Here is an 11802-nt window from a genome sequence, read left to right as displayed (position 1 = left end):
CGGTACGGCGGCGGCCGGTACGGCGGCGGCCGGTGCGGCGGCGCGGGCCGGGCCCGCCGCGCGGACGGTGAGGACCATGGTGAGGCCGCCGCCGGGGGTGTCCTCGGCGTCGAGGGTGCCGCCCATGGCCTCCGCGAAGCCGCGGGCCACGGCCAGGCCGAGCCCCACCCCGGCGCCGCGCGGCGCGTCGCCGTACCGCTGGAACGGCTCGAAGATGCGGTCCTTGGCCTCGTCGGGGACGCCGGGGCCACGGTCGACGATCCGTACCTCGACCCGGTCGCCGAGCGCGCTGGCGGCCACCAGGACGCTCCGGCCGGGCGGGCTGTACTTGACGGCGTTCTCGACCAGGTTGGCCACCGACCGCTCCAGCAGTCCGGGGTCGACGGCGACCATGGGCAGCGTCTCGGGGACGTCCAGCTCGACCTCGGCCTCGACCACCCCGACCAGCGCCATGGGCACCACCTCGTCGAGGTCGATCTCGCGGATCAGCGGGGTGACCGTGCCGGTCTGCAGCCGGGACATGTCGAGCAGGTTGCCCACCAGGTGGTCCAGGCGGTCCGCGCCCTCCTCGATGCCTTCGAGCAGTTCGGCCCGGTCCTCCTCGGACCAGGCGACGTCGTCGGAGCGCAGGCTGGACACGGCCGCCTTGATCCCGGCCAGGGGCGTACGGAGGTCATGGCTGACGGCGGCGAGCAGCGCGGTGCGGATGCGGTTGCCCTCGGCCAGCGTGCGCGCCTGGTCGGCCTCCTCGCGCAGCCGCCGCCGGTCCAGTACGACGGCGGCCTGGGCGGCGAAGGCGGCGAGCACCCGGCGGTCCTCGGCGGGCAGCACCCGGCCGGTCAGGGCGAGCGCCATGTGGTCGCCGACGGGCATGTCCACGTCGGCGTCCTCGGGGCGTTCCACGGGCGGTCCGTTGCCGGCCCGGCCCGCGCAGGTCCACGGCGCGACGTCGCTCTCGCGTTCGAGCAGGGCGGCCGACTCCAGGGCGAAGGTCTCCCGGACCCGTTCCAGCAGGGCCTCCAGGCTGGTCTCGCCGCGCAGCACGTCCCCGGCGAGGAAGGAGAGGATCTCGGACTCGGCGCGCAGCCGGGACGCCTGGTGGGTGCGGCGGGCCGCCAGGTCGACGACGGAGGCCACGGAGACGGCCACGCCGACGAATATGGCCAGGGCGAGGATGTTGACGGGGTCGGAGATGGTCATGCGGCTGACCGGCGGGGTGAAGAACCAGTTCAGCAGCAGCGAGCCGACCGCGGCCGAGGCGAGCGCCGGGTAGAGCCCGCCGAGGAGGGCCGCCGCGACGGTCAGCGCCAGGTAGAGCAGGACGTCGTTGGCGAGGCCGAGGTGGACGCTGTCCAGCAGCGGGGTGAGGAGCAGCGGTCCGCCGATGCCGGCGAGCCAGCCGCACAGCAGCCGGGCCGGGCCGAGCCGCGCGCCGCGGGCCACCGGCAGTCCGCGGCCCTTGGCGACCTCCTCGTGGGTGACGATGTGCACGTCGAGGTCGGGTCCGGACTCGCGGGCGACGGTGGCGCCGACGCCGGGCCCGAAGACGTACTGCCAGGTCTTGCGGCGGGAGGAGCCGAGGACGATCTGGGTGGCGTTGACGCCGCGGGCGAAGTCCAGCAGGGCGGCCGGTATGTCGTCGCCGACGACGTGGTGGAAGGTGCCGCCGAGATCCTCGACCAGGGTCCGCTGGACGCCCAGTTCCTTCGGGGAGGCGGAGGTCAGGCCGTCGCTGCGGGCGATGTAGACGGCGAGGACCTCGCCGCCGGCGCCCTTCTCCGCCAGCCGCGCCGCCCGGCGTATGAGCGTGCGGCCCTCGGGACCTCCGGTCAGCCCGACGACGATCCGCTCGCGGGAGCCCCAGATCTTCGAGACCCGGTGCTCGCTGCGGTACTGCTGGAGGTACTCGTCGGCCCGGTCGGCGACCCACAGCAGCGCCAGTTCGCGCAGTGCGGTGAGGTTGCCGGGGCGGAAGTAGTTGGAGAGGGCCGCGTCGACGTTGGCGGGCTGGTAGATGTTCCCGTGCGCCATGCGGCGGCGCAGCGCCTGGGGCGACATGTCGACCAGTTCGATCTGGTCCGCGCGGCGCACCATCTCGTCCGGCACGGTCTCCTGCTGCCGTACGCCGGTGATCGACTCGACCACGTCGCCGAGCGACTCCAGGTGCTGGATGTTGACGGTCGAGATCACGTCGACGCCGGCGGCCAGCAGTTCCTCGACGTCCTGCCAGCGCTTGGCGTTGCGCGCGCCGGGGACGTTGGTGTGGGCCAGCTCGTCCACGAGGGCCACGCGGGGCCGCCGGGCGAGCACCGCCGCCAGGTCCATCTCGGAGAAGACCGTGCCGCGGTACTCCAGCTCCGCGCGCGGCACTTCCTCCAGGCCGCTCAGCATCACCTCGGTGCGGGTGCGGCCGTGGTGCTCCACGAAGGCCACGACGCAGTCGGTGCCCCGCTCCACCCGCCGGTGGGCCTCGGAGAGCATGGCGTAGGTCTTGCCGACGCCCGGTGCCGCACCGAGGTAGATCCGTAGCTTGCCGCGTCCCATGGCCCCATTGTCTTCCGCCCCGCGCTGACTGCGCAGCGTCGACCCTACGGCGGACGACCGGGGCAGAACGGACGGGATGCCGGGCGGGGAGCGTCTTTGACGCAACCCTGACGGCCATGACCGTCACCGCGGGCGTGCGGGCCCCTTCAGGGGCGCGGGGAACTGCGCGACAAGCCACGACGGACAAGCCACGACGCATCCGCGGCCGGCCACTCACCGCCCCGCCCACGGCGAAGGGCCGCAGCCCCTCGGGGCGCGGCCCTCTTCGTGTGTGCGGACCGGCGCCCGCCGCGCTCAGCGGACCTCGGTGATCTCCGGTCCGCGCTGCAGCTGGCCCATGCCGCCGGCGAACCGGGAGCCCTCCTCCTGCTGCACGCCCTCGGGCACCATCTGCGCGTCGTTCGGCAGCTTCAGGACGATCGGGTCGCGGGGCGCCATCGGGCCCTCGCCGCGGACCACGACGGTGTCCCGGAAGATCTGCTCCAGCAGGCCGGCCGCCTGCGGCTGCACCGCGCCCTGGCCGGAGATCACGCCGCGCAGGAACCAGCGGGGGCCGTCCACGCCGACGAACCGCACGACCTGGAAGCCGCCCGTGCCGTCCGGCAGCTGCACGGGCACCTGGGCCCGCAGCTCCCAGCCGAGGGGACCCTCGACCTCGTCGATGATGCCACCCTGCTGGGTGATGCCGGAGGCGATCTCCTCGCGGACCTCGCCCCAGATGCCCTCGCGCTTGGGCGCGGCGAACGCCTGGAGCTGGACCGCGCTGTCGCGCAGTACGACGGTGGCCGCGACGATCGCGTCGCCCGCGACCTCCACACGCAGTTCCATGCCGTCCACGCCCGGTACGAACAGACCGCCGAGGTCGACCCGGCCCTCGGCGGGGTCGCGGACCTCGGTGCTGTCCCAGGGTCCGTCGGGCCGCGGCTCCGGTTCGAGCCGTACCCGCTCGGCCTTTCCGTCCGCCTCGGTGCCGACGCTGTCGACGCTGTCGACGACCTGCTCGGCCTCGCCGGCCGCGTCCTCGGCGGCACCCTTCTTCTTGCGACGTCCGAACACGTCACTGTCCTTCCCGGTCGGATACGACCGAAGCGTATCGATTCCCACCCGTCGGGCCGCCCTCGGCGACCCGACCGTTTGTGCCGCTTGCCGGGTCCGCGCCGGCGTGCCCGCCGGTGGACCCGAAGCCCCCCTCGGCCCGCACCGAGCCGGGAAGCTCCGCGACCTCGTGGAAGCGGACCCTCTCGACCGGCTGGACGACCAGTTGGGCAATCCGGTCGAAGCGCTCGAACCGCACGGCCTCGCGCGGGTCGAGATTCACCACGATCACCTTGATCTCCCCACGGTACCCGGCATCAATCGTCCCCGGGGCATTCACGAGGGCGAGACCGCAGCGGGCGGCGAGACCGGACCGGGGGTGCACGAAGGCCGCGTACCCCTCGGGCAGGGCCACCGACACCCCCGTGGGCAGGACGGCCCGCTCACCGGGGGCCAGTTCACAGGCGACGGTGGTGCGCAGATCGGCACCGGCGTCGCCGGGGTGGGCGTACGCCGGAAGCGGTACGTCCTCGTCGACGCGCCGGATCAGTACGTCGAGGGGGGTGCGGGGGGTGCGGGCGCCGTCGCTCACGGGTTCACCTCGAAGGCGCGGGCCCGGCGGAGCTGGTCGGGATCGTCCATCGCGGCCCGGATCTCCTCCGGACGGCCGTTGTCGGTGAAGTGCCGGACCTTGACCTCGACGAAGAGAGCGTCCGCGCGGACGGCGACGGGCCCGTCGGGGCCGCCGATGCGGCCGGTGGCGGTGGAGTAGATCTTCCGGCCGGCCACCGCGACGACCTCGGCCTCCAGGTGGAGGGTGGTGCCGACGGGCACGGGCTGTACGAAGTCGGTCTCCAGCCGTCCGGTCACCGCGATGACGCGCAGCAGCCAGCCGAGCGAGCCGAGCGCCTCGTCGAGGGCGCTGGCCAGCACGCCGCCGTGGGCGAGGCCGGGAGCGCCCTGGTGGGCGGGGCGCACGGTGAACTCGGCGGTGATCGACACGCCTTCGCCGGCCCGCGCCGCCAGGTGCAGTCCGTGGGGCTGGTCGCCGCCGCAGCCGAAGCACTGGCCGTAGTGGGCGCCGAGCAGTTCGCCGGGGGCGGGGGCGTCGGGGTGCCGGACGGGCGCGACGGCGTCGGCGGGGGGCTGAAGGGCCGGGGAAGTACCACTCACAGGCGCAGACCTTACCTGCCCCACCTGGCTGCGGACCCGCGCCGATCGCGTGCCAAGCTTGGCGTCATGCAGCTCTCCGCCGCCCCGTACGAAGAACGTCTCACCGCGCCCCGCTCCTGGTGGCTGCTCTGCTTCCTGGTGGGGCTCGCGATCGCCCTGGTCCTGGTGCCGTTCGGCACGCTCCCGATCCTGGGCGGTCTGGCCTGCGGCACGGCCGCGTCGGCGGTCGTCGTCAGTTCGTACGGGTCGGTACGCATCCGCGTCGTCGGCGACTCGCTCATCGCGGGCGAGGCGAAGATCCCGGTGTCGGCGCTGGGCGAGTCGGAGGTACTGGACGCGGAGGAGGCCCGCGCCTGGCGCACGTACAAGGCCGACACCCGTGCGTTCCTGCTGCTGCGTGCCTACATCCCGGGTGCCCTGCGCGTCGAGGTCACCGACCCCGACGACCCGACGCCGTACCTGTACCTGTCGACGCGCGAGCCGGAACGCCTGGCGGAAGCCCTGAGGGCGGCGAAGCCCGCCGCCGCGTAGCCGCCACGGCGGACGGCACCCCTGGCGGCCGCGCGGAACGCCGCTCCCCTGACCGCCGCCTGCGCGTGCGGCCCGCGGTCTCCGCAGGAAGGGCGGCCGTGTGATCCGGTGGGCCCTGCCCACTCCTGCGGCAGTGGGCCCCGCCCGCCCCGCGGCAGCCGTGCGAGTGGCTCGGCCGGCCGCCGTCGTGCTCGTTCTCAGGCCGGCCGGTCCGTCCCGTCGCCCAGCTCCAGGGCGTCCCGCGGGACCTCCAGGGCCGGCAGGGCGGGCAGCGCGTCCCAGGGGACCTGGTTCCTGCGCAGGTCGGCGCGGATGCGGTCGGCGAGCTTGCGGGTGTCCCGGCGGTTCATGACGGCGCCGACGGCCGCGCCCACCATGAACGGCATGAGGTTCGGCAGGTTGCGCACCGTGCGCTTCATGATCTGCTGGCGGAGCTGGCGCTTGACCTGGCCGTTCATGGCCGCGCCGAAGCTCGACGGCTTGGTCACGTCGATCCCGCGCTCCTCGGACCAGGCGCTCAGATAGGCGGCGCTGCGCTGGCCGAGCGCTCCGGGCGGGCGTACGCCGTACACCTCGTGGAGTTCGGCGATCAGCTTCAGCTCTATGGCCGCGACGCCCGTGACCTCGGCGGCCAGCTCGGTGGGCATGGCGGGCGGGACGGGGAACGCCGCCGCCGCGCCGACGCCCGCGCCGACGGTCGCCGTCGCTCTCGTGGCGCCGGTCACCAGCTTGTCGGCGAGCTCCTCGGGCCCGAGGCCGGGGAACTGCTCGCGGAGCGTCGCCAGGTCCCGTACGGGGACCCGCGGGGCGATCTCGATGATGCGGTCGGCGAGGTGCGCCAGGGCCGCCCTGGCGCGGTCGCCGCCTTTGCGGACGCCTTCTGTCGCCTTCTCCCGGAACGCCGCCGCCCGGCGTCGGGCAGCGGGCGCGGGGGTCGGCACCGGCTCCGGGAGGTCAGCCCGGTCGGCTGCCGGTTCGAGCGAGGCCGACCCCGGGACGGTCGGGCCTCGCTCGTCGTCACGCGCGCGGTTCGGGCCGCCGGGCGGCCCTTCGTCCGCTCCTCTCCTGGAGAAGCGGCGCTTCCAGGGAGGGGTCGAGCCAGTCACGGCCGACCCCGCCTCAGTCGCAGTCGCGGCAGATCGGCTGGCCGTTCTTCTCCCGGGCCAGCTGGCTGCGGTGGTGCACCAGGAAGCAGCTCATGCATGTGAACTCGTCCTGCTGCTTGGGCAGTACTCGGACTGCCAGCTCCTCGTTCGAGAGGTCGGCTCCGGGAAGTTCGAGTCCTTCCGCGGCCTCGAACTCGTCGACGTCCACGGCGGAGGCCGACTTGTCGTTCCGGCGAGCCTTCAGTTCTTCGAGGCTGTCCGAGTCGACGTCGTCGTCGGTCTTGCGTGGAGTGTCGTAATCGGTTGCCATGGTCGCTCTCCCCCTCTGGGTGTCTGCGGTGTCTCCAGCGCACGTAACGCGTGAGAGGCCGGACTTGTGCCCGACCTGAGGCGGAGATTTTGCCTCACATCAAGGTCTGTTACTCAATCGACACCCAACCGGACTCCGCTTGAGTGATCGGGTTGGATGGCGATGGGGACCGTACACGGTCCGAATACCGCACGCCAAAGGCGTCCCACCCTGTACTTCCCGTGATCAGGCCCCCCGAAAACCGGGATTTTCCCGGCTTTACGACAGGGTGCATGATCACGGAGAGTAGATGGCCTGAAAAGCGCCGCTGTGATCGATCACACACGCGAACACCGGAGCAGTGGTCCGAAAATTCCGCGCAAAGCGAACAAGCCCGGACCTCGGGGCGGTGATCGGCGACATGATCTCAGATTCGCGGGCCGCCTCAGACGGGCAGGGTCACCCTCATCACGAGCCCACCTCCCTCGCGGGGCTGCGCGTAGATGTGCCCGCCGTGCGCGCGGGCCACGGAGCGCACGATGGACAGGCCGAGGCCGACACCCTTGTCGCTGCCCGTCCGCTCCGTGCGCAACCGCCGGAACGGCTCGAAGATGTTGTCGATCTCGTACGCCGGGACCACCGGTCCGGTGTTGGTGACCACCAGGAGCGCCTGGCCGGGCTCGACCTCGGTGGTCACCTCGACCCAGCCGCCCTCGGCGACGTTGTACCGCACGGCGTTCTGCACCAGGTTCAGGGCGATCCGCTCCAGCAGTACGCCGTTGCCCTGGACGACGGCGGGCGCGCGCCGGCCGCGCAGCTCCACGCCCTTGGTCTCGGCCTCGGCAAGGGTCTGGTCGACGGCCTGGCTGGCCACCTCGGCGAGGTCGACGGGCTTGCGCTCGACGATCTGGTTGTCGCTGCGGGCGAGCAGCAGCAGGCCCTCGACGAGCTGCTCGCTGCGCTCGTTGGTGGCCAGCAGGGTCTTGCCGAGCTGCTGGAGCTCCACCGGCGCGTTCGGGTCGGAGAGGTGCACCTCCAGCAGCGTGCGGTTGATCGCGAGCGGGGTGCGCAGCTCGTGGGAGGCGTTGCCGACGAAGCGCTGCTGGGCGGTGAACGCCCGCTGGAGGCGCTCCAGCATGTCGTCGAAGGTGTCCGCCAGCTCCTTCAGCTCGTCGTCGGGGCCGTCCAGCTCGATCCGGCGGGACAGGTCCGAGCCGGCCACCGCGCGGGCGGTACGGGTGATGCGGCCGAGCGGCGACAGGACCCGGCCGGCCATGGCGTAGCCGAACGCGAAGGCGATCACGGCGAGGCCGAGCAGGGCCAGCAGCGAGCGGCTGAGCAGGCTGTCCAGGGCGTGCTGGCGCTGTTCGTTGACGCAGTCGTTCATCGCCGAGTTGAAGACCTCGGGCGACGCCTTGGAGGGCAGGTTGCACGTGTTGCTGGTGACGCTGCCCTCGGTGATCTTGAACGGGAGGTCGCTGCCGACGTTCAGCGCCTGCGCCGCCAGCAGGTAGATGATCGACAGCAGCACGATGCCGGCGATCAGGAACATGCCGCCGTACAGCAGCGTGAGCCTTATCCGGATGGTCGGGCGCAGCCACGGGAAGGGAGAGGCCGTCGGCGGGTCCCAGGTGGGCTTCGGAGGCGCCTGGGGAGGCGCGGGGGACGCTGCCACGGGGATCAGATCCGGTAGCCGGAGCCGGGCACGGTGACGATGACCGGCGGCTCGCCGAGCTTGCGGCGCAGGGTCATGACGGTCACGCGCACGACGTTGGTGAACGGGTCGGTGTTCTCGTCCCAGGCCTTCTCCAGGAGCTGTTCCGCGGAGACGACGGCGCCCTCGCTGCGCATGAGGACCTCCAGGACGGCGAACTCCTTGGGCGCGAGCTGCACCTCCTTGCCGTCGCGGAAGACCTCGCGGCGGTTGGGGTCGAGCTTGATCCCGGCGCGCTCCAGGACCGGCGGCAGGGGCACGCTGGTGCGCCGGCCGAGGGCGCGGACGCGCGCGATCAGCTCGGTGAAGGCGAAGGGCTTGGGGAGGTAGTCGTCGGCGCCGATCTCCAGTCCCTCGACCCGGTCGCTGACGTCGCCGGAGGCCGTGAGCATCAGCACGCGCGTGGGCATGCCCAGCTCGACGATCCTGCGGCACACGTCGTCGCCGTGCACGAGCGGGAGGTCACGGTCGAGGACGACCACGTCGTAGTCGTTGACGCCGATGCGCTCGAGGGCGGCCGCACCGTCGTACACGACGTCGACGGCCATGGCCTCCCGGCGCAGTCCGGTGGCCACCGCATCGGCGAGCAGTTGCTCGTCCTCGACGACGAGTACGCGCACGTCGCTTGTCCTTCCTGTGTCCGGCCCGGCGGTCCTTGCTGCGGGCGCGCGCGGGCAGGGGTCTGGTGGGTGTGTTGACCTCCATCCTGCCCTTTTCGGCCATAAGTCGGCTGTAAGGCGGGAGAGCCCGCTGGGAATGCGGGATTTTCTCGGGTGGTTGAGGTTTCCGCGGAAGGGAGCCGGGGGAGGACGGCTTTACACCCCGCGATCACGCTCTGTCTGTACCGCACGTCCAGCGGTGCGCAGCGACCGTCAGCCGCAGAGCGGGCGTGGGTGTCCGGCACCGTCGCCGCCCGGCCGAGCGGCGCTGGGCACCTGTCAGAGACGTGATCGCCCCTTCCGAACGGCACACCCCCGTGCCATCGACCCACGATCCAGGACGAGGGGGCGCAGCATGGACGCTTTCACCACAGGACTTCTGCAGCGCATAAAGACGACCGAGTCCGACCTGTCGCGGGCCCGTGACGAGGGGGACGACTTCCTCGTCGAGGTGGAACTCGGTGAGCTCGACGACCTCCGCCGCCTCGCCGCCGAGCACGGCGTCGAAGTGGCCGCGTTCGGCGGCTGACCAGGCCACCAGCCCGGACAGCACGCACCCCCGGCGTCGATCCAGCGCCGGGGGTGCGTGCTGTCCGGGCCCCTGACCGAGGGGCGGGAGCGGGGTCAGTCGTGCCAGGCGCCCAGCTCCTCCAGGAGCCGCTGGAGGGGTTCGAAGACGCCGGGGACGGCGGCGACCGTGAGGTCGTCCGTGGGGCGCTCGCCGGGGCGGCCTCCGGTGAGGGCGCCCGCCTCCCGGGCGATCAGGTCGCCGGCGGCACGGTCCCAGGGGTGCAGGCCGCGCTCGTAGTAGCCGTCGAGGCGGCCCGCGGCGAGGTCGCACAGGTCGACGGCGGCCGAGCCGCCGCGGCGGATGTCCCGCAGCCGCGGGATCAGCTGCCGGGCGACGTCCGCCTGGTGGGTGCGGACCTCGGCGACGTAGTTGAAGCCGGTGGAGACCAGGGCCTGGTCCAGCGGCGGCGCGGTACGGCAGGAGAGGCGGCGTTCGCCCTCCCAGGAGCCGGTGGGGCCGGTGGGGCCGGTGGCGAAGGCCCCGCCGCCGCGTACGGCGTGGAAGGTCTCCCCGCGCATCGGCGCCGCGACCACGCCGACGACGGTCTCGCCGTCCTGTTCGGCGGCGATGGAGACGGACCAGGTCGGCAGCCCGTAGAGGTAGTTCACCGTGCCGTCGAGGGGGTCGATCACCCAGCGGACGCCGCTGGTGCCCTCGCTGGAGGCGCCCTCCTCGCCGAGGAAGCCGTCGTCGGGACGGCGGTCGGCGATCAGCTGGGTGATCAGCTTCTCCGCCGCGATGTCCATCTCGGTGACGACGTCGATCGGACTGGACTTGGTGGCGGCGACGGCGAGGTCGGCGGGGCGGCCGTCGCGCAGCAGCTCGCCCGCGCGGCGGGCGGCCTCCCGGGCGATCTCCAGCAGCTCGGCGTGGAGGGGGTCGGTCACGTCGGTCACGTCGGTCACGGGTTCCTCACGCGTAGGGGCTGTCGGCGCCCGCGGCGGCGGGGCGGGGGGTGCGGGCCGGGCAGCAGCCCACCGGGCAGACGTCGTGGCTGGCGCCGAGGGCGCCCAGGGCGCACGGCGTGACGTTTCGCCCGCGCTCGGTGCCGGCGCGCTCCAGGACCATCTCGCGGACCGCGGCGGCGAACCGGGGGTCGTCGCCGACGGTGGCCGAGCGGCGCACCGGCAGGCCCAGCTCCGCGGCCTTGGCGGTGGCCTCCGTGTCGAGGTCGTAGAGGACCTCCATGTGGTCGGAGACGAAGCCGATGGGGGCCATGACGACGGCCGGGACGCCCGCGGCGTGCCGCTCCTCCAGGTGGTCGCAGATGTCGGGCTCCAGCCACGGGATGTGCGGGGCGCCGGAGCGGGACTGGTAGACGAGCTGCCAGGGGCGGTCGACGCCGGTGCGTTCGCGGACGGCGTCGGCGACCACCTGGGCGACGTCCAGGTGCTGGCGGACGTAGGCGCCGCCGTCGCCGTGGTCCTCCACCGGTCCGGAGGTGTCGGCGGCGGAGGTCGGGATGGAGTGCGTCGTGAAGGCGATGTGCGCGCCGTCGCGGACGTCGTCGGGGAGGTCCGCGAGGGAGGCGACGAGGCCGTCGACCATCGGCTCCACGAAGCCCGGGTGGTTGAAGTAGTGCCGCAGCTTGTCGACGACCGGCGGCTCCAGCCCTTCCTCCTTGAGGACCGCCAGGGAGTCGGCGAGGTTCTCGCGGTACTGGCGGCAGCCGGAGTAGGAGGCGTAGGCGCTGGTGGCGAGGGTCAGGATGCGGCGGCGGCCGTCCTGGACCATCTGGCGCAGGGTGTCCGTCAGGTAGGGCGCCCAGTTGCGGTTGCCCCAGTAGACCGGGAGGTCCAGGCCGTGCTCGGCGAAGTCCTTGCGCAGGGCGTCAAGGAGCGCGCGGTTCTGGTCGTTGATCGGGCTGACCCCGCCGAAGAGGAAGTAGTGCTGGCCGACTTCCTTGAGGCGTTCGGTGGGGATGCCGCGTCCGCGCGTCACGTTCTCCAGGAACGGGACGACGTCGTCCGGCCCTTCCGGGCCGCCGAACGAGAGCAGGAGCAGGGCGTCGTAGGGGTGGGCATCGAGCACGTCTGGCATGCCTCGATCCTGCCACCCTCCACTGACAGCCGGGCAGCGGCATGGTCCTACGGGCGCGCCGGGCGCCTCCGGCCGCACGCGCGACCGCTCCGCACGCGCGGGTGCCCCGCCCGTCCGCCACGCGCGCGTGCCCCGGACCG

The 11802-nt window shown here is 73.0% G+C and carries 12 protein-coding genes; 2 read left to right on the top strand and 10 right to left on the bottom strand.

Annotated features, from left to right (window positions below; all coding sequences use genetic code 11):
* From UW392_RS51915 to UW392_RS51900, 4 genes are all read right to left on the bottom strand, one after another.
* Positions 1-2544: ATP-binding protein (locus UW392_RS51915; RefSeq protein ID WP_320782426.1), on the bottom strand; the 2544-nt coding region annotated here is incomplete at its 3' end.
* A 294-nt stretch (positions 2545-2838) separates the two neighbouring features.
* Complete coding sequence (locus tag UW392_RS51910) at positions 2839-3600, bottom strand: DUF3710 domain-containing protein (RefSeq protein ID WP_320782425.1); 762 nt, start codon at positions 3598-3600, stop codon at positions 2839-2841.
* Between the two features lies 1 nt (position 3601).
* On the bottom strand, positions 3602-4171 hold the full coding sequence (gene dut, locus UW392_RS51905) for a dUTP diphosphatase (protein WP_320782424.1): 570 nt from the start codon (positions 4169-4171) through the stop codon (positions 3602-3604).
* Positions 4168-4752, bottom strand: a complete 585-nt coding sequence (locus tag UW392_RS51900; RefSeq protein WP_320782423.1) for a hotdog fold domain-containing protein — start codon at positions 4750-4752, stop codon at positions 4168-4170. Before UW392_RS51900 ends, dut begins: the two co-directional genes overlap by 4 nt.
* A gap of 66 nt (positions 4753-4818) precedes the next feature.
* Between UW392_RS51900 and UW392_RS51895 the strand changes: the two genes are divergently transcribed.
* Positions 4819-5283 (top strand): DUF3093 domain-containing protein, encoded by a 465-nt coding sequence (locus tag UW392_RS51895; RefSeq protein WP_320782422.1) that lies wholly within the window; start codon positions 4819-4821, stop codon positions 5281-5283.
* Positions 5284-5480: 197 nt separating this feature from the next.
* On the opposite strand, the gene UW392_RS51890 is transcribed toward UW392_RS51895, so the two are convergent.
* The 4 genes from UW392_RS51890 to UW392_RS51875 all read right to left on the bottom strand — a co-directional run bounded on the left by UW392_RS51890 (position 5481) and on the right by UW392_RS51875 (position 9012).
* A complete protein-coding gene (locus UW392_RS51890; RefSeq protein WP_320782421.1) occupies positions 5481-6389 on the bottom strand; it encodes a hypothetical protein in 909 nt (302 codons plus the stop codon).
* A gap of 13 nt (positions 6390-6402) precedes the next feature.
* Positions 6403-6699, bottom strand: coding sequence for a DUF4193 domain-containing protein (locus UW392_RS51885; RefSeq protein ID WP_003993510.1), 297 nt, complete (start codon positions 6697-6699; stop codon positions 6403-6405).
* Positions 6700-7123: 424 nt separating this feature from the next.
* Positions 7124-8353, bottom strand: coding sequence for a HAMP domain-containing sensor histidine kinase (locus tag UW392_RS51880; RefSeq protein ID WP_320782420.1), 1230 nt, complete (start codon positions 8351-8353; stop codon positions 7124-7126).
* Between the two features lie 5 nt (positions 8354-8358).
* Positions 8359-9012 (bottom strand): response regulator transcription factor, encoded by a 654-nt coding sequence (locus UW392_RS51875; RefSeq protein ID WP_190902981.1) that lies wholly within the window; start codon positions 9010-9012, stop codon positions 8359-8361.
* Positions 9013-9406: 394 nt separating this feature from the next.
* Here UW392_RS51875 and UW392_RS51870 point away from each other — a divergent pair, with 394 nt between their 5' ends.
* Positions 9407-9580 (top strand): hypothetical protein, encoded by a 174-nt coding sequence (locus UW392_RS51870; RefSeq protein ID WP_320782419.1) that lies wholly within the window; start codon positions 9407-9409, stop codon positions 9578-9580.
* A 95-nt stretch (positions 9581-9675) separates the two neighbouring features.
* On the opposite strand, the gene UW392_RS51865 is transcribed toward UW392_RS51870, so the two are convergent.
* Together UW392_RS51865 and UW392_RS51860 are read right to left on the bottom strand one after the other, a co-directional pair.
* Complete coding sequence (locus tag UW392_RS51865; protein ID WP_320782427.1) at positions 9676-10509, bottom strand: inositol monophosphatase family protein; 834 nt, start codon at positions 10507-10509, stop codon at positions 9676-9678.
* Between the two features lie 25 nt (positions 10510-10534).
* A complete protein-coding gene (locus tag UW392_RS51860) occupies positions 10535-11662 on the bottom strand; it encodes a ferrochelatase (protein WP_320782418.1) in 1128 nt (375 codons plus the stop codon).
* Positions 11663-11802: the final 140 nt, after the last annotated feature.

The sequence above is a fragment of the Streptomyces sp. CRN 30 genome (assembly GCF_034105845.1).
This window is presented reverse-complemented; position numbering and strand designations above follow the sequence as displayed.

Coding starts and splice junctions, on each gene's coding strand:
- UW392_RS51895 (WP_320782422.1), top strand. CDS start 4,819: ATGCAGCTCTCCGCCGCCCCGTACGAAGAACGTCTCACCGCGCCCCGC.
- UW392_RS51885 (WP_003993510.1), bottom strand. CDS start 6,699: ATGGCAACCGATTACGACACTCCACGCAAGACCGACGACGACGTCGAC.
- UW392_RS51870 (WP_320782419.1), top strand. CDS start 9,407: ATGGACGCTTTCACCACAGGACTTCTGCAGCGCATAAAGACGACCGAG.
- UW392_RS51860 (WP_320782418.1), bottom strand. CDS start 11,662: ATGCCAGACGTGCTCGATGCCCACCCCTACGACGCCCTGCTCCTGCTC.